The organism is Nocardia carnea (assembly GCF_029868855.1).
In the GTDB taxonomy this organism is placed as follows: Bacteria; Actinomycetota; Actinomycetes; order Mycobacteriales; family Mycobacteriaceae; genus Nocardia; species Nocardia carnea_A.
In genome coordinates, this window is the sequence record NZ_JARWOV010000215.1 from 1 (window position 1) to 19,498 (window position 19,498).

Annotated in this window: 18 protein-coding genes and 1 tRNA gene; 5 read left to right on the forward strand and 14 right to left on the reverse strand. The window is 66.3% G+C overall.

What is annotated here, in order from left to right:
- Nucleotides 1-193 precede the first annotated feature (193 nt).
- The 6 genes from QH195_RS20760 to QH195_RS20785 form a co-directional block, all read right to left on the reverse strand.
- On the reverse strand, nt 194-892 hold the full coding sequence (locus tag QH195_RS20760) for a DUF4389 domain-containing protein (RefSeq protein WP_280436666.1): 699 nt from the start codon (nt 890-892) through the stop codon (nt 194-196).
- Nucleotides 893-1,057: 165 nt separating this feature from the next.
- Entirely contained in the window at nt 1,058-2,125 is a 1,068-nt protein-coding gene (locus QH195_RS20765; protein WP_280422109.1) for a mechanosensitive ion channel family protein, read from the reverse strand.
- Nucleotides 2,126-2,213: 88 nt separating this feature from the next.
- Nucleotides 2,214-2,534, reverse strand: a complete 321-nt coding sequence (locus QH195_RS20770; RefSeq protein ID WP_280422110.1) for a hypothetical protein — start codon at nt 2,532-2,534, stop codon at nt 2,214-2,216.
- Nucleotides 2,535-2,603: 69 nt separating this feature from the next.
- The gene (locus tag QH195_RS20775) at nt 2,604-2,945 is read right to left on the reverse strand and encodes a hypothetical protein (protein ID WP_280436681.1); all 342 of its coding nucleotides are present in this window, start codon (nt 2,943-2,945) and stop codon (nt 2,604-2,606) included.
- Nucleotides 2,945-4,129: a fatty acid desaturase family protein gene (locus QH195_RS20780; protein WP_280422111.1), complete on the reverse strand. Its 1,185-nt coding sequence runs from the start codon at nt 4,127-4,129 to the stop codon at nt 2,945-2,947. Before QH195_RS20780 ends, QH195_RS20775 begins: the two co-directional genes overlap by 1 nt.
- Before the next feature lie 46 nt (nt 4,130-4,175).
- A complete protein-coding gene (locus QH195_RS20785; RefSeq protein ID WP_280436667.1) occupies nt 4,176-5,231 on the reverse strand; it encodes a ferredoxin reductase in 1,056 nt (351 codons plus the stop codon).
- A gap of 177 nt (nt 5,232-5,408) precedes the next feature.
- On the opposite strand from QH195_RS20785, the gene QH195_RS20790 reads away from it, so the two are divergent.
- Complete coding sequence (locus QH195_RS20790; protein WP_280436668.1) at nt 5,409-6,017, forward strand: TetR family transcriptional regulator; 609 nt, start codon at nt 5,409-5,411, stop codon at nt 6,015-6,017.
- 9 nt (nt 6,018-6,026) lie between these two features.
- On the opposite strand, the gene QH195_RS20795 is transcribed toward QH195_RS20790, so the two are convergent.
- Entirely contained in the window at nt 6,027-7,448 is a 1,422-nt protein-coding gene (locus QH195_RS20795) for an MFS transporter (protein WP_280436669.1), read from the reverse strand.
- Nucleotides 7,449-7,876: 428 nt separating this feature from the next.
- Nucleotides 7,877-7,952, reverse strand: a tRNA-Lys gene (locus QH195_RS20800).
- A 308-nt stretch (nt 7,953-8,260) separates the two neighbouring features.
- Here QH195_RS20800 and QH195_RS20805 point away from each other — a divergent pair.
- A complete protein-coding gene (locus QH195_RS20805) occupies nt 8,261-9,466 on the forward strand; it encodes a L,D-transpeptidase (protein WP_280422610.1) in 1,206 nt (401 codons plus the stop codon).
- 121 nt (nt 9,467-9,587) lie between these two features.
- Here QH195_RS20805 and QH195_RS20810 read toward each other — a convergent pair whose 3' ends face one another.
- The 4 genes from QH195_RS20810 to QH195_RS20825 all read right to left on the reverse strand — a co-directional run bounded on the left by QH195_RS20810 (nt 9,588) and on the right by QH195_RS20825 (nt 14,397).
- Nucleotides 9,588-10,568: an ABC transporter ATP-binding protein gene (locus QH195_RS20810; protein WP_280436670.1), complete on the reverse strand. Its 981-nt coding sequence runs from the start codon at nt 10,566-10,568 to the stop codon at nt 9,588-9,590.
- A gap of 15 nt (nt 10,569-10,583) precedes the next feature.
- Nucleotides 10,584-11,429: an ABC transporter permease gene (locus QH195_RS20815; protein ID WP_280436671.1), complete on the reverse strand. Its 846-nt coding sequence runs from the start codon at nt 11,427-11,429 to the stop codon at nt 10,584-10,586.
- Nucleotides 11,422-12,249, reverse strand: a complete 828-nt coding sequence (locus QH195_RS20820) for an ABC transporter permease (protein WP_280436672.1) — start codon at nt 12,247-12,249, stop codon at nt 11,422-11,424. Before QH195_RS20820 ends, QH195_RS20815 begins: the two co-directional genes overlap by 8 nt.
- Nucleotides 12,250-12,357: 108 nt before the next feature.
- Nucleotides 12,358-14,397: an NADPH-dependent 2,4-dienoyl-CoA reductase gene (locus QH195_RS20825; protein WP_280436673.1), complete on the reverse strand. Its 2,040-nt coding sequence runs from the start codon at nt 14,395-14,397 to the stop codon at nt 12,358-12,360.
- A gap of 733 nt (nt 14,398-15,130) precedes the next feature.
- Here QH195_RS20825 and QH195_RS20830 point away from each other — a divergent pair.
- Complete coding sequence (locus QH195_RS20830; RefSeq protein ID WP_280436674.1) at nt 15,131-15,763, forward strand: transglycosylase SLT domain-containing protein; 633 nt, start codon at nt 15,131-15,133, stop codon at nt 15,761-15,763.
- A 233-nt stretch (nt 15,764-15,996) separates the two neighbouring features.
- Entirely contained in the window at nt 15,997-16,308 is a 312-nt protein-coding gene (locus QH195_RS20835; protein WP_280436675.1) for a hypothetical protein, read from the forward strand.
- A 55-nt stretch (nt 16,309-16,363) separates the two neighbouring features.
- Here QH195_RS20835 and QH195_RS20840 read toward each other — a convergent pair whose 3' ends face one another.
- Nucleotides 16,364-18,484 carry an acyltransferase family protein gene (locus tag QH195_RS20840; protein WP_432278329.1) on the reverse strand — a complete coding sequence of 707 codons (2,121 nt, stop codon included), beginning with the start codon at nt 18,482-18,484 and terminating at the stop codon, nt 16,364-16,366.
- Nucleotides 18,485-18,802: 318 nt separating this feature from the next.
- Here QH195_RS20840 and QH195_RS20845 point away from each other — a divergent pair, with 318 nt between their 5' ends.
- Entirely contained in the window at nt 18,803-19,108 is a 306-nt protein-coding gene (locus QH195_RS20845) for an excalibur calcium-binding domain-containing protein (protein ID WP_033246004.1), read from the forward strand.
- Nucleotides 19,109-19,177: 69 nt separating this feature from the next.
- Here QH195_RS20845 and QH195_RS20850 read toward each other — a convergent pair whose 3' ends face one another.
- Nucleotides 19,178-19,399 (reverse strand): DUF3618 domain-containing protein, encoded by a 222-nt coding sequence (locus QH195_RS20850; protein WP_280436677.1) that lies wholly within the window; start codon nt 19,397-19,399, stop codon nt 19,178-19,180.
- Nucleotides 19,400-19,498 lie beyond the last annotated feature (99 nt).

The window sequence follows — 19,498 nt, forward strand, 5'->3', positions numbered from 1 at the left end:
ATTGGTCTTTTTTTTATTTTGTTACCCCCCCCTGTTTTATTCGGTGGTGGCGGCGTTTCCCTTCCCCTCCACCCACCCTTCTGGGCGGGGGGGTGGGTTTTCATCTCCCCCCCCCGCCCCTGCTGCTTTTCGATTCTGTAGGCGGCCGCTGAGCACGCCCACAGCGCTTTCGCGCTCCGCCGAGCGGCGGCGCTCAGGCCACAGGTTTGGTCGTGTCGACAGCCGGCGGTACCTGCTCACGGGCACCTTGGTCCAGCCGGAAAGGCGGATATTCGTCACGCAGTAGTGACGAATAGACCTGCACCCGCAACATCCACCGGTTGACACCCATCACGAAGTCGAACAGCCCCTGGGAGTACCGCGCGGCGAAGAGCAGGCCGACCAGTGCCACCAAGGTCAGCACACCGATCAGCGGCAACCCGGCCGCACTGGCCATAACGTCCGCGTCGTCGGTCACCACCCAGGCCGCTCCGGTCATCGCACCGATGATCAGGTAATGCGGAATGGCCAGCAGCCACCACTTCACCAGCACCAGACCGCGATGCAGGGCCGGCGGATAGTCGACGTCCAGGTCCGCGGGGTAGTCGTCGTCGGCCGCCAGGCTGAACGGCGGGTATTTATCCGTTCCGGCCGGGGTCCAGGCGTAGTAGCTCACCCGCCAGGACCAGCGGATCACACCGACGCTGTAATCGAACAGCGCCCGCGGATATCGGCCGGTGATCAGAATCGCGAAGAAAGCGATCACCGTCACCACGGCATAGCCGATATGCAGGAAGAACAAGACTATGTAATGCGGTATGGCGAGGATCCATTTGACGATCCACATCCAGCGCGACAGCGCGGGATCCAGATCGCCGCGGATACGGACCGGATAACCGGCGGGAGCAGACATAGTGATCGGGCTCCTTCGAGAGTGCTGGCCCGGCCGGCCGGACTTCAGCGCGGCCGTACCTCAATTGTGAGGTACAACACACCGTTTCGCGATAAACGCGGGATAAAGACACGCCATCGAGATCAACTCGTGAAGGAATCCTGGAGGTGCCCGCCGGTTCGGCCGCTAGCGAGCCGTCGCGTCGAGCCCGTCCAGCGCCGCCAGCCGGGGCAGCGCGCCGGGGTAGTTCTCGTTGAGCCAGCCGATAAGTTCCTCGCGTACCGCACAACGCAGCGACCACACCGCGTCCGGGTCACGCGCCGTCATCGACGCGCGAACCTCGATACCGGTCGGGGTGCTGTCGGTGACCAGCAGGTTCCAGCTGCGACCGTCCCAATCCGGGTGATCGCTCAGATATTCGTAGAGATGCGCGCGCAGTTCGGCCACCGGCGTGCTGTGATCCAGATGCAGGAATACGGTGCCGGTCATCTCGTTACCGCCCTTGGACCAGTTCTCGTACGGTTTGCTGTTGAAGTAGGACACCGGCATGGTGAGCCGGCGGTCGTCCCAGATCCGCACGGTCAGGAAGGACAGCGTGATCTCCTCGACGGTGCCCATCTCGCCCTCGACCACGACCGTATCGCCGATCTTCACCGAATCACCGAAGGCGATCTGCAGACCGGCCATCAGATTGCTCAGTGTGGATTGGGCCGCCACACCGGCGATGATGCCGATGATGCCGGCCGAGGCCAGCAGCGAGGTTCCCAGAACGCGCAGTTCGGGAAACAGCACCAGCATGGCGATCGCGGCGGTGGCGATTGCCAGCACGGTGCTGGCGATCCGCCGGATCAGCGTGAACTGGGTGTTGAGCTGGCGCACCCGGCGCGGATCCCGCGCGCGGCGTGAATAGGTGTTGAGCAGGCCGTCTGCGATGGCGTCGGCGATTCGCACCACCAGCCATACCGCCGACATGGTGACCATCGTGGCCAGGACACTGAGGATCACCGTGTCCTGCCGCAGGTTCAGATCGGCCAGCGGGTAGGTCATCCGGAGGGCGGCGAATCCGAGGAACAGTTGCAGCGGCAGTTGCACCCGCCGCAGCAGGCCGGGAATCGGGGTCTTCGGATGCCGGGCCGACCAGTACCGCAGCCCGCGGTCGATGGCCCAGCCGATCGCGATCGTCACGGCCAGCGTGCCCCCTAGCACGATCAACAGCCGTAATACGTTCTCCACAGCGTCCAACTCCTTGCCCATCGGTCATACGAACCCCGGAACAAGGCTACAGTTCGATAACGGCGGATCACCACCAGTCACGGGACGATCACCGGATTCACCCCCCGGATCACTCCGGGGCTCGCCCCTCGGCCGAGTACAGCCGGACCTCCCCGCCCTCCCCCAGGAATGCGTTGACCAGCATCACCCGCTCGGCGCGCAGGACGCCGGCATCGGGCGCGTCGGTGGTGATGGATATCTGCGGGATCGCGGCCCAATTCACCACGTAGCGTTCCGGCGGTCCGGCGTCGTCGGACAGCCGCGCGAGCCGGAAAACCGATACCGTCTTCCGTTCCATCAGGCCGCGCACCACCTCGGCTATCCGCTCGGGATCCTCCAGCGCGAACAGGAATCCGAAGGTCAGCTCCGGGGAGGACACATAGGCGGGCACGAGACCAGAGGTTAGCCCATGGGTAACCGCCCGGTGTGAATTATCCCACCGGGCGGCTGTCGGAACCGATCAGGAATTTTTGCCGGTGCGGCCGGGATCCGCGATCTCCGCGTCCACCACATCGGCGTCCACAACCTCCGCGGAGGGCGATGTCTCTGTCCCGTTCGCCTCGGGCACAGCCGGACCACCGGGTTCCGCCGCGGCGTCCCGGCCGGTCTCGGCAGCCGAATCGCGGCGGGCCGCCGCGGCGGCCTCGTTCATCTCGATCGCGTCGGTGATCCACTCACCGATCTCTCGCGTCACCTCTGCGACCGTACCGGTGATGATCCCCGCGATATTGCCGACCCGGCGCGCGCCCGAGGAAGTGAGTTCCTGGATCAGGTCCTTGTTGGCCTCGAATTTGCCGATCATCACACGCCCGCTCCGGTTGGACTCTGCTGACGCATCACGATAACACCGGGCTCCGCCCGTTTCCGCAGTACAGCGGGCAGGAAACGGGCGAACCGGGACTCCTGGATCTGCGGCGGCAGGGCCAGTTGGAAGATCTTGGCCCAGACCGAACCGATCTGCTTTCCGAGCGGTCCGGTGTTGTAGGGCAGGCCGAACTTCTCGCACAGGGCCCGCACCTCCGGTGCGATCTCCGGATACCGGTTGGCGGGCAGATCCGGAAACAGGTGATGCTCGATCTGGTGCGACAGGTTGCCGGACATGATGTGGAACAGCGGGCTGCCGGTGATGTTCGCCGAACCCAGCATCTGCCGGACATACCATTCGCCGCGCGTCTCGTCGGCGGTCTCCTCCTCGGTGAAGCTCTGCACCCCTGAGGGGAAATGCCCGCAGAAGATGATCGAGTAGGCCCAGAGGTTGCGCACCAGGTTGGCCGTCACATTGCCGGCCAGCGTGGACAGGAACAGCGGCCCGGACAGCAGCGGAAATGCCACATAGTCCTTGAGCACCTGCCGCCCCGACTTACGCAACTGACCCTTGATCAGCGGTTTGAGGTCCGCCCAGCTGCGTTTGCCCTTCACGATGTTGTCGGCCTCGAGGTCGTGCAGCATCACGCCCCATTCGAAGAACACCATCAGCAGGAACGCGTACAGCGGGTTGCCCAGGTAGTACGGGTGCCAATCCTGATCCTCGTCGATACGCAGCACGCCGTAGCCGATATCCCGGTCACGTCCGTGAATGTTGGTGTAGGTGTGGTGCATGTAGTTGTGCGAGTGCTTCCACTGGTCGGCGGGGCAGACCGTATCCCATTCGAACACCCGCGAATTCAGGGTCGGCTCACGCATCCAGTCGAACTGGCCGTGCATCACGTTGTGGCCGATTTCCATATTGTCCAGGATCTTCGACACGCTCAGCGCGGCGACGCCGGCCAGCCAGAACGGCGGCAGAAAACCCAGATACATCAGTCCGCGCCCGGCGATCTCGAATCCGCGCTGTGCCTTGATGATGTTGTAGATGTATTCGCGGTCACGTTCGCCCAGGTCGGCGACGATGCGATCGCGCAGTTCGTCGAGGGTCCGGCCGATCTCGGAGACTTGATCGGGTGAGAGGACCAGCGGTCCGTCCTTGGTCTCGGTGAGGATGGTCATCTGTTCTCCCCTTCGTTGCAGATGTCGGATTCCGGTGTGCGCGAAATCAGATTTCGATGTCCACGTCGCCGACGGCGGCCTGGACGCAGAGCTGGATCGGCTGGTCGGGGTCGGTTTCCAGTTCGCCGGTGCGCAGATTGCGGGTGCAGCCGCTGCGCCGCACCGAGGTGCAGGAGAAGCAGATCCCCATCCGGCAGCCGTACTCCGGGCTGAGCCCGGCCCCTTCGGCCTGCTCCAGCAGCGATGCCCCGGCGTTGTCGGCGGTGACCCCACTGGCCGAGAAGGTGGTTGTCCCGTGCACCTCGGCGGTATCCACCGGGGTCGCCGTCGCGACGAACTCCTCGGTGTGCAGGCGTTCACTGAGCTCTTCTGCGGTGAAGAGCTCGCGCACCGATTCCATCAGCGGCGGCGGACCGCACAGGAAGGTCTGCGCCTCGGCGAACCACGGCGCCACCCGGACGAGTTCGTCGCGGTCGAATCCGCGGCCGTCCCGCTCCGGATACCTCAGTTCCACGGAGATATTCGGGTGGGCGGCAGCGATTGCGGCGAGTTCGTCCCGATGCGGCACCAGCTCCGGTGACCGCGCGTAGTGCAGGAACACCGCGTCGCCCGGGTAGTCCTCTTCGGCCAGCGTGCGCAGCATCGACAGCACGGGAGTGATCCCGCTACCGCCGCTGATCAGCAACACTCGGTCCGGGCGCCGCGACGGCAGGTGGAACACCCCGGAGGCCGGTTCGAGGTCCAGGATCATTCCGGGTTCGGCATGTTCGTGCAGGTGGCGCGATACGAGGCCGTGCGGGTGCACCCGGATGGTGAGGTCGAGCCGGCGGCGCCGATCGTGCTGGGAGTTCACCGGCGAATAGCACCGGACATGCCGGACACCGTCGATCACCACTCCCAGCTGCACGAACTGGCCGGCCAGCAGCCCGTCCCACTGCCGGGTCGGTTGCAGGCTCAGCGACAGTGTGCCCGGTACCGACCGGTCGACGCCGACGATCCGGGCCCGCATATCGCGGACGGTGAGCATCGGGCGCACCAGTTCCAGGTACCGGTCCACCGGGTGCGGGGTGGTCAGGGTTTGTACCAGGTCGAGGAGGGCCATCGGAGTTCTCCGTCCCTGTCTGTCGGTCGCGTCACGAAACTTCGAACGGTTTCGGTGTACGAATGTACACTCAACTAGTGTGCCGGATACCCCGATGGAACTGTCAACCAGGAATCGGTGTGACGCGGACGACAAGATGGAGAAGATCGAATGGTGAACGGCTGTATGCTCACTGAAATGACCGATCAGGGAGCGAGCCGCGTCGAGCGCAAGGAGCGCACCCGGCAGGCTCTGCTGGACGGCACCCTCGCGCTGGCCGCCGAGCGTGGTTTCGGCGCCTTGAGCCTGCGCGAGATCGCCCGTTCCGCCGGGATCGTGCCGACCGCCTTCTACCGGCATTTCGCCTCGCTCGAAGACCTCGGCGCCACCCTGGTCGACGAAGGCGTGCAAGCACTCCGGCTGGCCCTGCGGCAGCTGCGCCGCACACCGGATGCCCGGCTGTCGGAAACGGTGCGGTTCGTCTTCGGCGAGGTCGCCGCCAAACGGGAGTTGTACGGATTCCTGATCCGGGAGCAGCGCGGCGGCAGTGCGGCACTGCGCACGGCGATCGCCCTCGAACTACATCTGATCGTGCGCGAACTGGTGGCCGATCTGTCGCGGGTACCGGCCCTGGACACCTGGTCCCCGGATGACTTGGAAGCGGCTGCCGACCTGCTGGTCGCGACCGTAACCGACGGTATCGCCGACTACGTATCCGCTCCGCCGCGCGAACAGCAGCCGATCATCGAGCGCACGATCGCGCAGGTCCGGCTCATCGCCCTCGGTATGGGCGTCTGGAAACCCTGACCGGCACTCTCACGCAACCGGCGCCGGTGCGGACACCCGGCCGCCCTTGTCGTCGGGCGCTGCGACCAGTAGCACCGCGACCAACCCGGCAGTGAGCACCACCAGCAGCCCGGCGATACCGGCCCGATCCGCGTCGAACGCCCAGACGAAGAAACCGAAAAGGCTCGGCGACAGGAACGAGGCGGCCCGGCCCGTGGTGGTGTAGAGCCCGAACAGCTGCCCTTCCCGCCCGGGCGGTGTCAGACGAGTGAGGAACGAACGGGCGGAGGCCTGCGCCGGACCGACGAACAGGGTCAGCGCCAATCCGAAGATCCAGAACATCGTCGGGCCGGATACGACCAGTAGCGCTGTTCCGCACACCACCGCGGCCGCCAGGGAAACCACGATCACCCGCTTCGGCCCGACCGAGTCGTCGAACCGCCCGGCCACGATCGCGCCCAGGGCGGCGACGATGTTCGCACCGATACCGAACAGCAGTACATCGGAATCACTGATCCCGTAGACCTGCACGGCCAGCACCGCCCCGAAGGCGAAGACGCCGGCCAGCCCGTCCCGGAAAACCGCGCTGGCGAGCAGGAACCAGATCACCCGGCGGTCCAGAACCCAGAGTTCGCGCAGGTCCCGCCACAGCACCCGGTACGAGGCGAAGAAACCCGCCGTGGCCGCACCCCGCACGGCGCCCCGTCCGCGCCCCACCCGGGCCCCCAAGCACACCCCCCGGAACGCGGCTAATAACCCCGCGGTGGCGCCACCCGGAGCGGCGCGGTACCGGCGCACCTCCGGGACCGCGAAGAACACCGGCAGCGCGAATACCGCAAACCAGACGGCCGCCACGACCAGCACCAGCCGGATGTTCAGCCCGTCGTCGGTGCCGATCCCCAGCAGGCCGCGTTCGTCGCCGTCGCCGGAGATGAACCCGAGGTAGCAGATCAGCAGCAGGACGATTCCACCGAAGTACCCCATCGCCCAGCCGAAACCGGAAACCCGGCCGACCGTGTCCGGCGTGGACACCTGGCGCAGCATGGCGTTGTAGGGCACGGTCGAGAGCTCGAAGAAAACGTGACCGAGCGCCAGCAGCACCAGCCCCAGCCACAGATAGTGATATTCGTCACGAACGAAGAACATGGCGGCCATCAGGCCCACCACGACTGCGGTCATGATCGCCAGTGAACGTTTACGATTCGCGGTCGCGTCGAAACGCTGCCCGATGACCGGTGCGGTCAGTGCGACCAGCAGACCGGCGATCGCGAGCGCCCAGCCCAGCCATGCACTGGCGGAGATATCGCCGGGCAGGTCCTCACCCACGCTGTCGGTGAGGTAGACAGCGAAAACGAACGTGGCGATCACGGCGTTGAAGGCGGCCGACCCCCAGTCCCACAGCCCCCATGCGACCACCCGCGCCCGCCCTGGCGCGGCTTCTACGGTGCTCATGCTGCTCCTGTCGGGCATGCGAGCCGCGGACCGGCGTGGTCACGCTCCGCCACCGTCACCGGGCCCGGCTCACTCATGCTGAGCACAGTAATGGATACCGGTGGACCCGGCCCGGGCTCGAGTAGCGAACGGTCCGGCCACCTTCCGGAATCGAAGGTGATGCAAATCAGTTACGTCCGGCGCGGTGTCCTTGTGGCAAATTCCACACCGGCGTTGTATCGGTACGCATGTTTGTCGGCGGCGAACAGCGGTGAGGCGGTGGTGGATTTGGCTGATCGCGGGAAGTGCGTCCGGGGCACCGGTGCGAAGGTGCAGGGCCGCTCGCACGAACCATCGAATGATTCGGTCGGTAGTCGGCGCATACGCCGGGAGCTGGGGTTTCACCCGAACACCGGGAAATCGAACTCACCGTTCGGAAATTGCGGTGGTGGTGCGCCATCAGGGACTCGAACCCCGAACCCGCTGATTAAGAGTCAGCTGCTCTGCCAATTGAGCTAATGGCGCGTGCCCCGTCGTGCGGTGCGGGACAGACATTAACAGGCCCTGGCCGCAGAAGTGAAATCGATACCGAGTCGGGCCGGTGTGAGCCGGACGACGCCGTAACAATCGGCAGGCCGAACCCTATGTGTAGGTGGGCCACCGGAGCCGGAAGCGATGCTCGACGGTTGGGATCACTCCGGCGCGGCTGGCAGAATGTTGGACGTGGTCTCGACCGATCCCGCCGCTGCGGTGGGTCGAGGTGAGCAGGTAATCGGTCGGATCCGAAGCCATCGGCGCGTAGCGGGTGTGCCGGGACTTGAAACGGGGTTGATATGCGTATAGGTGGTCGGCGCAGGCCGATCGGTTGGGTTTTCGGACCGATGGTCCTGGTCGCCTTACTGGCGATGGTGTTGACCGGATGTTCGTCGTCGGAGGCGTCGGAGGGCACCGTAGCCATCGACCGCAACCCCATCACCGAACTCATCAAGCCCAAATTGGTCGCCCCCGTCAAGGACGGGGATATCGGCGTCTCGCCGGCCAGCCCGATGAAGTTCGAGATCAGCGATGGCCTGTTCACCGATGTCGCTCTCGTCAATTCGGAGAACCAGCCGGTGGCCGGGCAACTCTCCGAGGACGGGCGCAGCTGGTCGACGACCGAACCGCTGGGCTACAGCAAGACGTACCGTCTGCAGGCCCGGTCCATCGGCCTCGGCGGCGAATCCACCGCGGGTATGAGTTTCACCACCACAGCCCCCGGCAATGTCACCAAGCCCTACCTGACGCCCGGTGAGGGCGAGGTCGTCGGTATCGGACAGCCGGTGGCGATCCAGTTCGACGAGAACATCCCCGACCGCAAAGCCGCGCAGGACGCCATCACCATCAAGACCGAGCCGCCGGTGGAAGGTGCGTTCTACTGGGTGAACAACCGCGAGGTCCGATGGCGGCCCGAGCATTTCTGGGCCCCCGGGACCCGGGTGAGCATCGACGTGAACGTCTACGGCAAGGATCTCGGCAACGGCCTGTACGGCCAGAACGACATCCAGTCGCATTTCGTGGTGGGTGACGCGGTGATCTTCACCGCCGACGACAACACGAAGATGGTGACGGTGGAGAAGAACGGTCAGGTCATCCGCACGATGCCCACATCCATGGGCAAGGACGACACCCCCACGGACAACGGCATCTATATCCTGGCCGACCGGCACGAGCACATTGTGATGGACTCCTCCACCTACGGGGTCGCGGTGAACTCCCCCGACGGCTACCGCACCGATGTGGACTGGGCCACCCGGATGTCCTACAGCGGGATCTTCTTCCATTCGGCGCCGTGGTCGCTGGGCGCCCAGGGCAATACGAACACCAGCCACGGCTGCCTGAACCTGAGCCCGGCCGATGCCCAGTGGGTGTACAACAACGCCAAACGCGGCGACATCACGATCGTGAAGAACACGGTGGGTGGCACCCTGTCCGGAGTGGACGGTCTGGGTGACTGGAACATCCCGTGGCCGGAATGGAAAGCCGGCAACGCGGAAATGTAGGAGCTCCAGCGCGTCGAGCCCGGCGGAAGGGATGCCTCGCCGGGCCCGCCGTCCCGTTCCGGATGGCATGAACACCGCAGCGTCGAGGCGCCGGTCCCCGCGGGTCCGGCGCCTCGGCGTTTCATCGAGCGGTTTCGTACAACCGCCGCACAATGTCCTCGATATCGGGTTCCTCGATGGACAGATCGCGGACCTCGGCGCGGGCCGAGACATCGGCCAGTAGCTGGGCGGCGGTCGTGGTGTCGGCGTCGAAGGCGAGCCGCTGCCGCATTCCCTCGGCTTCGTAGCCCAGTAGCTGCACCCCGGGCAGGTCGCCCAGCGGCGGCGCCGGCGTGGTGAGATCGACGGCCAAGACCCGCTGTGCTCCCACCATCGCCCCCAGACCCGGCAGCGATCCGTCGTAGGCGAGCCGCCCATGATCCACCACCAGCACGCGGTCGCAGAGCCGCTCGATATCCCCCATATCGTGCGTGGTGAGCAACAGTGTGGTGCCACGTTCCAGCCGTTCGGCCCGCAGGAACTCGCGCAACCGCTGTTTGGACAGGACATCCAGGCCGATGGTCGGCTCGTCGAGAACGATCAGCTCCGGGGAGTGCAGGAGCGCCGCCGCGACCTCGGCGCGCATCCGCTGCCCCAGCGACAACTGCCGGACGGGGGTGTCGAGGGTATCGCCCATTTCCAGTTGTTCGACCAGTTCCGCGGTGCGGGCCCGACCGGCTACGGGGTCCAAGCGGTGGATGGCGGCCAGGATCGTGAACGATTCGCGCAGCGGCAGGTCCCACCACAGCTGGGAGCGCTGCCCGAACACCACACCGATCCGGCCGGCCAGTTCCCGGCGTCGCCGGATCGGTTCCAGCCCGCAGGTTCGCACCCTGCCGGACGTGGGTACGAGAATTCCGCTCAGCATTTTGATCGTGGTCGATTTCCCGGCCCCGTTGGCACCGATATAGCCGACCGCCGCGCCCCGTTCGATCCGGAAGCTCATGGCATCCACGGCGGTGACCACCTCGCGCCGGGGCGGCCGCCATTTCCCGTCGCGCCGGTACCGGACGAACTCCCGTGTCAGATCCTCGACTTCGATGATCGAATCCGCCTCGGCCATCACCGATCTCCCATCTCATCCACCGCCGCTCTGATAGTGCCGGGTGCCCAGGCGCCACATCAGCGCCGCCAGCAGCCAGGCCCAACCCGCCGCCAGCGGTACGCACCAGGCGAGCCAGGACGGCAGTCCGGCCGGTCCCGGTAGACCCAGTACGGCCAAGGTCGGGAAGTAGGCCGTGAACGCGACCGGTATCGCGACGCAGAACAGAATCCGCAGCGGAGTGGGGAACACCGAGGTGGGCTGGGTCGCCGCGAAGGACCCGCCGTAGGTGAAGCTGTTGGTCAGCTCCGCGCCGTCGATCAGGAAGAACTGGCAGCCCGCGGCCACCACGAACAGGCCCGCGAAGAGAACCGCGCCGCTGACGACGGTCAGCAGGAGCAGCACCACGGTGTCCGTGGACCAGTCGATATCGTTGCGCACCAGCCCGGCAGCCAGGACGACCAGCGCGACACCGGCCCGGGCCAGCCGGCGCAGCGAGAAATCGCTGGTTATCAGCTGTAACAGCACCGGCTGCGGGCGCAGATGATAGATATCGAGCATCCCGAGCCGGATAAGGGTGGGCAGCTTGTCCAGATGCCCGCAGACGAGCTGGGCCGACGCGAACGCGAGATTGCTGAGACCGAACAGTAGGAGCGCGGCATCCATATCAAGCCCGCCCAGCACCTTCGCCTGCCGGAAGATCAGCCATACCTCGGCGAATTCCACGAGACCCAGTAACGTCGCCGCCAGGATTTCGCCGGCGAAGGACAGCCGGTACGAACGCTGCGCCCGGATCCGCGAATTCAGCACCGCGGCGTAGGGCGCCCAGCGGGAACCGGCGGGGCCGGGCCGCGGCGTGGCGGGCAGCACGGTCTCAACCACCTTGGACCTCCATCTTCTGCCTGCCCGCCGCCAGCAGTACGCGTCCCAGCGCGCCCACCGCCAGCAGCCAGAAGATCTGTGTTCCGACCACCTGTACCGCGGCCCATCCGACGACCCGACCGGACAGCACATCCACCGGCACCTGCAACATCGACGGGAACGGCGTCGCGTTGGCGAGTGCCCTCAACCAGTCCGGGAAGATGTGCACCGGAACGAAGAGGCCCGCGAGAAAAGGACCGCAGGTCTGATAGAGGGTTCTGATGCCGCGGGTTTCCACCACCCAGAAACCCAGTGTGGTCAGGGCGAACAGGGCAAGGCAGGAAATCGCGATCCCCAGCAGGAGGCTGAGCGCGCCGAGCAGATAGGACGCCGGCGTACCGGGCAGCACCAGGCCGAAGGTGAGCGAACCGATGAGCAGACTCGGCACCAGGCGCGGAATCAGAGCGCAGAGGCCGCGTCCGATATCGGTGGCGAGATTGCTCAGCTGCACATCGACGGGCCGGAGGAAATCGACGACGATATCCCCGGTGCGGATCCGTTCGCCGAGTTCGTGTTCCGCGGACAAGAACTGCAAGGAGCCGAGCAGGCCCTGCGAGATCCAGACGTAGGCGCCGATGCTACCGGCGTCGTATCCGGCGAACCCCCCGGTGGCGCCGACGGCCGCGACCATCACCGACGCGCGCACGAACCCGAACACAGAGTTGGTGAACAGTCCCGCGAACATGGCCAGTTTGTAGTGCCACTGCCGCCGGAACCCGGCGGCCATCAGACGCCAGTAGACCGTCGCATATCCCGGGAAATCGGCCACTGCCCCGAGCACCCTCACCCCACCTCGTCCGGACACAAGGACGAGACCTTACCGCGCGCTCACGTTCGGGGAAAGGTTATTTCCGGGGCCCGGCTCGCACCGCCGAGAGCCGGACCGCCCCTAGAGCTCGGCGGCCAACCTCGTGCCCTGGTCGATGGCACGTTTGGCGTCCAGCTCGGCGGCCAGCTGCGCGCCGCCGATCACATGCACCGGGATTCCCGCGGTGGCGAGTTCCGATTCGAGGTCGCGTACCGATTCCTGTCCCGCGCAGACGATCACGTTGTCCACCCGGAGCACCCGGGGTCGTACTCGCTGCGGCCCGAAACTGATATGCACGCCTTCGTCGTCGATCCGCTCGTAGTTCACCCCGCCGATCTGCTGCACCCCTTTGGCTTTCAGCGCGGCCCGGTGCACCCAGCCCGTGGTCTTCCCCAGCCCTTTACCGAACGGCGTGTCCTTGCGCTGCAGCAGCACCACCTCGCGTGCCGCAGGAACCGGCCGCGGCGTGCGTAACTGACCGCGCAACTGCTCGTCGTCGGCGTCCACCCCCCACTCCTGTTTCCATTCGTCCGGTTTCAGCGTGGGATGGCCTTCCACGGTGAGATACTCGCTCACATCGAAACCGATTCCGCCGGCCCCGATCACGGCGACCCGGTCCCCGACCGGTTTCTGCTCCCGGACCAGCTCCGAGTAGGACAGCACCATCGGATGGTCGATCCCCGGGATATCGGGCACCCGCGGCCGCACCCCGGTGGCCAGCACTACCTCGTCGTACCCACCGGCGCGCAATGCGGAGGCTGTGGCCTTCGTGTTCAGGTGCACCTGCACCCCGGCGACCTCGAGCTTGCGGGTGAAGTAGCGAATGGATTCGTCGAATTCCTCCTTGCCGGGGATACGCCGGGCGATATCGAACTGCCCGCCGATACGGTCCAGCGCTTCGAACAACTCGACTCGGTGCCCGCGCTCGGCCAGGTTCACCGCGGCCGCCAGGCCCGCCGGCCCGGCACCCACCACCGCGATATGTTTCGTCCGCCGCGTGGGCGCCAGCACGAGTTCGGTTTCGTGACCGGCCCGCGGGTTCAGCAGACAGGACACCGTCTTGCGCTGGAAAGCGTGATCGAGGCAGGCCTGGTTACAGGCGATACAGGTATTGATCTCGTCGCCACGGCCCGCGGCCGCCTTGTTCGCCCATTCCGGATCGGCGAGCAGCGGCCGTGCCATGGAGATCAGCTGGGCATCGCCGCGGGTCAGGATCTCCTCGGCGATTTCCGGCATATTGATCCGGTTCGACGCGCACACCGGAATATCCACCGCCGCGGTGATCTTGGCGGTGAATTCCACGAACGCCGCGCGCGGGACCGAGGTGACGATGGTCGGCACACGCGCCTCGTGCCAGCCGATATCGGTGTTGAGCACACTGACACCGGCTGCCTCGAGTTCCTTTGCCAGCTCGATGATTTCGGCGAAATTCTGGCCGTTCTCGACGAGTTCGGCCATCGACAACCGGAAGACGATCAGAAAATCCGGGCCGGTGGCCGCGCGGGTCCGGCGCACGATTTCCACGGCCAGCCGTCGGCGGTTCGCCGCGGACCCACCCCAGCGATCGGTACGGTGATTGGTGCGCGGGGCGAGGAACTGGTTGATGAAATAGCCTTCGCCGCCCATGATTTCGACGCCGTCGTAGCCGGCGAATCGAGCCAGTTCGGCGCAGCGCACGTAATCGTCGATAGTGCGCCGGACCCCACGGTCCGATAGTGCGCGCGGGCGGAACGGGTTGATCGGGGCCTTGATCGAGGAGGCGGAGACGCTACCCGGTACATAGGCATAGCGGCCCGCGTGCAGGATCTGCAGCGCGATCTTGGCACCGCCGTCGTGTACAGCGCGGGTGATGGTGCGGTGCCGATACGCCTCGGTACGGCTGGTCAGCTTCGCGCCGAACGGCAGGAGCCAGCCCGTGCGATTCGGGGCGTAACCGCCGGTGATGATCAGCCCGACCCCGCCGCGCGCTCGTTCGGCGAAGTAGGCGGCCAGGCGGTTCACATCCCACGCCCGGTCCTCGAGGCCGGTGTGCATCGACCCCATGACCACCCTGTTCCGCAGTGTCATGCCACCCAACTGGAGCGGGCTGAACAACTGTGGGTAACTCGTCGTCGAGTCCATCGCGGGCTCTCTTTCCGATATCCGTCCGGGCCGCGGCGCGGGCCGGGGCCTGCCGGACCTCATCACACCATTGCGTACGCCGCGATTGCCACCCCCGGCGGCCACCTGAGCGACGCACGCCTCCTACCTGCTTCGATGACCGCTTCGACCCTGACGGATTCGGTGGGATCTCCATTACGGAACCGTCACGAGAAGCTGAATCACGGATGTACCACCAAAAGTTTTGTGTCGTGCGCCACATGATGTTTAAACACATTTCCCCAGGTCGCAGGGATACTGGAACGCGTTCATTTCGGGGTTCAAGATCGCACTCATTTTTTTCTCAGGCTCCGTTCACCTGCCGTTCACCTGCCGTGACCATTCTGAGATCCGGTCGGAAACGACCTGAGGTTCGACTGCTCCGCGAGATTGTGAACGCCGGGTTGGAAACAACCGGCCGGAACAACCCGGCACAGCGCCGTAGATGAATACCGAACACGGTATGGCGACGGCCGAACCCGAACCACTCTACTCCACCGGGAGGTGGAGCTCCGCCGGCGCGGCGGCCCGGGAAACCACCCGGCACCGCGGATGCGCCTTCCGGACCCGAACCGGCCTGCGTTCGGTGTCACACAACCAAACCCGACAACAGCACAGTCATGTTTTCCGGTCGCGACCCACCGGTCGCCGCCGAAGATCCGTGCTGCCCGAACCGGGCCGGATCCCGAGACCGATCAAGGAACCGAATCCGCTCATGTCCAACCACCGTTTCTCCAGCCTGCGCCGTCGTACCAAACGCGAAGCGATGGGCTTTGTGCTCGCCACCGCCGGTGTCGTCGCCGTTACCGCGTCCTCCGCGGTCTCCATGGCCGACAACAGCGCCCCCAACAAGATCGCCATGGTCGCCGAGCAGAAACCGGCCGCAGCCGTAACCGAGGCCGCCGAAGCCCCGGCACCGCAGGTGGAACCTGTGGCGGCCGCCGCGCCGGCCCCTGCCCCCGCACCGGCCCCTGCACCGGCACCGGCGCCTGCTCCCGCACCGGCCCCGGCTCCCGCCCCGGTCTACCCCAACAACCTGGACGGCTGGATCCGCCAAGCTCTCGACATCATGCACGCGAACGGCATCCCGGGCAGCTACGAGGGCATCCAGCGCAATATCCTGCGCGAATCCTCGGGCAACCCGGGCGCCATCAACCTCTGGGACTCGAACGCCATCGCGGGCATCCCCTCCAAGGGCCTGCTCCAGGTGATCGACCCCACCTTCGCCGCGTACCACGTGCCCGGTACTCCGTTCGATGTCTGGAACCCGGTCTCGAACATCGTCGCGGCCTGCAACTACGCCGCCCACAAGTACGGCTCGATGGACAACGTCAACAGCGCGTACTGAGTTATCGGCGCCGACTCCGTCGGCGCGGGGTTTCGGCCCCCCTGGTTACGACGGGACGGCTGCCGGGGACACAACTACAGCTTGGTCATCGGTGTGGGCACATCGTGGACGCAATGGCGCGTACCACTGTCCGCGAGCGTGGCCAGGGGGAACCCCACAACGGCGTGGGTGCGCGGTGTCGTGTGAGAACGCGGCACCGCGCAGTGCTGTCCGGGGCCCATTTACACTTGTGTATGGCCGATTACGCGCATTCCCCGGCCGCGGAGGCAGGCCGGGCCGCCAAGGCGCGGCAGCTGGCCGGATATCTGTGGGACCGGGAGATCACCGGTTCCGAACTACTCGAACTGCCCGACCCGGTGCGGCGCAAACTGGCGCGCGCGGCGGGGGTCAACCCGCCGAGCACCGCGGAGACCTGGCGATCAGTGGCCCTCCTCCTGGACGAGAAGGGGGCATGGGCCGAACGTAATCCCGATCACCCGGCCGCGCGACGACCGCACCGCGACGAGAAACTGCTGTGGGTCAAGCCCCCGATAACCCCGTGGTGAGGGGTTATCGGGGGCTCGAACTGCGGTGTACTTCGCCTGCGGTCGGCAGATCGGCTCACCACCAGCCGGTGGCGATCCCGATCTGCCGTTCCAATTCCGGGGCGAGGGTACGCGCGTAGCTGGCACTGAGGTGATGCTCGTCGTGGTACACCAGCACATTGCCTTCGACCACCCGGCAGATCTGCGGTCCGCATACCGAGTCGGTGAGATCCAGCAGGCGCATATTCGGGAACGCCGCCGCGTGGAGCAGTGCGGGATTGACCGGCGCCAGAGCCGCGGCGCGCTGCATACCGCAGGTCGCGCTGTCCCCACCGGCGGCGAGGCAGTCCACCGCGCTGTAGCGGACACCGGTCGGGCTGCGCAGCCACGGAGTGTCCCGGATGGCGAGAACGTTCAGATTGCGTTCGGCCAGCGCTGCCCACACATCGAGGTATTCGGCGGGCACCACGTCGCCCCCGCTGGGCCAGATCGGGGCCGTGGCGGTGGTGAAGACCCAGTCCGGCGGGTCGGCGGCCAGCAGGTCGATCACCGCGCGCGACCAGTCGCGGCAATCGGAGATATCGAGACCGCGGTACTGGGCGTCGTCGCGGATATTGAGCGAACAGCCCATCTTCAGGTACACGACCACCTTGATGTCGTGGACCTGGGCCAGCGCGTCCATGGCGGGCATCCAGTGCTCGGCATGGGAATTGCCCACCATGGCGATGGTGCGGGAACCGTTGGGATCCCCGTAGGTGCAGGTCACCACTTCTTTGTTGAACCAGTCGGAGATACAGCCGTCGCGGGTGGGTGCCGGTAGATCGTTGGAGGCCTCCAGGATCGAGGGCCGCAGTTTCGCCGTCGGCACCTCGGCGCCGGCGAACAATGCCTCGGCGCCCGGGTATTCGTTCACCGGCAGCGCCTCGACCGGCTGGGAAGGCGTCCGCGCGACCACCACCTGCCAGGAAACACAGGCACCCAGCACCAGCACACCGACCAGGCTCACCGCGACACCGGGGACACGGCGCCGCCAGACGGGAATCGGCACCGTTGCGCCCGAGCGCACCCGCAGCGGCTCCTCGATGAACTTGTTCGTGATCACGGCGAGAACCAGCGAGGCCCCGATCACCAGCAGTCCGCCGCCGAGTCCGGCATGTGGCTTCCCGGTCTGCACCAGGTAATAGATGAGCAGTGGCCAGTGCCACAGATACAGCGAATACGCGATGGCACCGAGTTCGACCATCGGCCGGGTGGCGAGCAGGCGGTTGACGATCGGCTGCTGCCCGCTCCCCGTGGGAATTCCGGCGAGGATCAGCGCGATCGCGGCACCCACCGGGAACAATGCGGCCGGCCCCGGGAACTGGCGGGCGCCGTCGAACAGCAGACCACATACCAGTACAGCGACAAGGCCGCCCACCGCGAGCAGTGCCGCGAGAGATCGCCCGATCCGGCCGGCACCGAGCCGGAGCCACGGCAGCGCGGCGGCCAGCAGGGCGCCGGTCAGCAACTCCCAGGCGCGGGCGGCGCTGTCGTAGTAGGTCCACTCCTGTGAGACCGTCATCCAAACGGCGGCGTAGACGAACGAGGCGGCACCCAGCAGCATCGACAGCGCCACGATCGCGGGCCGGGCCGCACCCGGCGAGCCGAAGCGCCGGCACAACCACGCGACCAGCCCCAGCAGCGCGACGACGGCCACATAGAACTGTCCCTGGACCGCCATGGACCACAGATGCTGTAGCGGGCTCACCGAGGGATCGGCGGCCAGATAGCTCTCCGCGGCTTGCGCGAGGTACCAATTCTGGTAGTAGAGCGCCGAGGCCATGGTCTGGCCCGACATATTGCCCCAGGTCGAGTACGGCTTGGTCGCCACCGTAGCGACGCCCACCGCGGCCAGCACGACCATGAGGGCGGGCAGTAGCCGACGGGCTGTACGCGTCGCGACCTGCCACGCGTCGACCCGGCCGGTGCGTTCCACGCGCCGTAGCAACATGCCGGTGAAGAAGAACCCGGACAGCACCAGGAAGATGTCGACGCCGCCGGAGACCTTGCCGTACCAGACGTGGAAGGCGACTACCAGGGCGATCGCGATACCGCGGAGGCCGTCGAGGTCGAGCCGGTAATCGGCCGGACGGGTTGTGGCGCCGGGCTGCGCTGCCGGAGATGGCGCGGCTGCGTCACGGTCTTTGATTCGCAACAACTGCTTTCTCCGACCTATCGACTTCTCCGCCGGTCCCTGTGGGGGTCGATTGACAGCAGCGAAGAACGAGCCTCGGACATAGCATGCATCCCTATCACAATGTGTGGTCTCCGGCGAATTCCGGCGCTGCGCCGGCAGGCTCCGCCACCGCGGCGCACCTCGTCGCGGCCTCCGGGGAGTACCCACCCGCGACCGCGATTTCTCCTTGTCTTATCCAGGCCATACGAGTTGACAATCGAGGCGCCCCTCACAACAGTGGTAGCCGCGCGTTCTCCGTTCGGACGCATGATCCACCCCCCAGCAGACATAGAGGAATTCATGAACGTACGCCAGCTCTATGTCAGCGCCGCCGCCGCGGGGCTGACTCTTCTGGCCGCTCCCGTTGTGGGCGCCGGTTCCGCACAGGCCCTCCCTCCGTTGGCGGGCACCGGCTCCTCGACGGTGGACGCCCTGCTCGGCGCCACCGGTTCGGCGCAGCTGGCGCAGACCGGTTCCGCCGGTGGCGCCTTCAAGAACTGTGACGAAGCGCGCGCCGCGGGTCGGGCGCCGATTTTCCGCGGTGAGCCCGGGTTCGCCCCGCACCTGGATCCGGACGGCGACGGGTTCGCTTGCCCCACCGTCTGATTCGGTCTCACTGCGCACAAACGCCCGGTGACGGAGATTTCCGTCACCGGGCGTTGTCGTCTGCGGTATTCAGCGCAGGATCTTGAACAGCACCGCACCCGCGAGCAGTACGCCCGCACCGATCAGGCTGTATTTCACCTTGGGCTCTTTCACCTTGGCCAGCGCCAGCTGTTTGGTGCCCTCGGCGATCCGCTGCGGATCGGCCCGCACCGCGATCTCGTCCAGGGTGCTGGCCAACCGCTCCCGCGCGGCCTCGATCTCCTGCTCGATCCGCTCGGTATCCTTTGCCACCTTCACGCCTCCTGTACCTGGTCTGCCGCGTCCACCGGCGGCCGATGATCACCCCGGGACCACGGTATCGCCGGATCGCTCCGGGGTTCGCGCTCGAGT

Bases quoted from the DNA above. Each gene is read 5' to 3' on its own strand.
- QH195_RS20760 (WP_280436666.1), bottom strand. From the start codon at position 892: ATGTCTGCTCCCGCCGGTTATCCGGTCCGTATCCGCGGCGATCTGGAT.
- QH195_RS20765 (WP_280422109.1), bottom strand. From the start codon at position 2,125: ATGGGCAAGGAGTTGGACGCTGTGGAGAACGTATTACGGCTGTTGATC.
- QH195_RS20775 (WP_280436681.1), bottom strand. From the start codon at position 2,945: ATGATCGGCAAATTCGAGGCCAACAAGGACCTGATCCAGGAACTCACT.
- QH195_RS20780 (WP_280422111.1), bottom strand. From the start codon at position 4,129: ATGACCATCCTCACCGAGACCAAGGACGGACCGCTGGTCCTCTCACCC.
- QH195_RS20785 (WP_280436667.1), bottom strand. From the start codon at position 5,231: ATGGCCCTCCTCGACCTGGTACAAACCCTGACCACCCCGCACCCGGTG.
- QH195_RS20790 (WP_280436668.1), top strand. From the start codon at position 5,409: ATGACCGATCAGGGAGCGAGCCGCGTCGAGCGCAAGGAGCGCACCCGG.
- QH195_RS20795 (WP_280436669.1), bottom strand. From the start codon at position 7,448: ATGAGCACCGTAGAAGCCGCGCCAGGGCGGGCGCGGGTGGTCGCATGG.
- QH195_RS20805 (WP_280422610.1), top strand. From the start codon at position 8,261: ATGCGTATAGGTGGTCGGCGCAGGCCGATCGGTTGGGTTTTCGGACCG.
- QH195_RS20810 (WP_280436670.1), bottom strand. From the start codon at position 10,568: ATGGCCGAGGCGGATTCGATCATCGAAGTCGAGGATCTGACACGGGAG.
- QH195_RS20825 (WP_280436673.1), bottom strand. From the start codon at position 14,397: ATGGACTCGACGACGAGTTACCCACAGTTGTTCAGCCCGCTCCAGTTG.
- QH195_RS20830 (WP_280436674.1), top strand. From the start codon at position 15,131: ATGTCCAACCACCGTTTCTCCAGCCTGCGCCGTCGTACCAAACGCGAA.
- QH195_RS20835 (WP_280436675.1), top strand. From the start codon at position 15,997: ATGGCCGATTACGCGCATTCCCCGGCCGCGGAGGCAGGCCGGGCCGCC.
- QH195_RS20845 (WP_033246004.1), top strand. From the start codon at position 18,803: ATGAACGTACGCCAGCTCTATGTCAGCGCCGCCGCCGCGGGGCTGACT.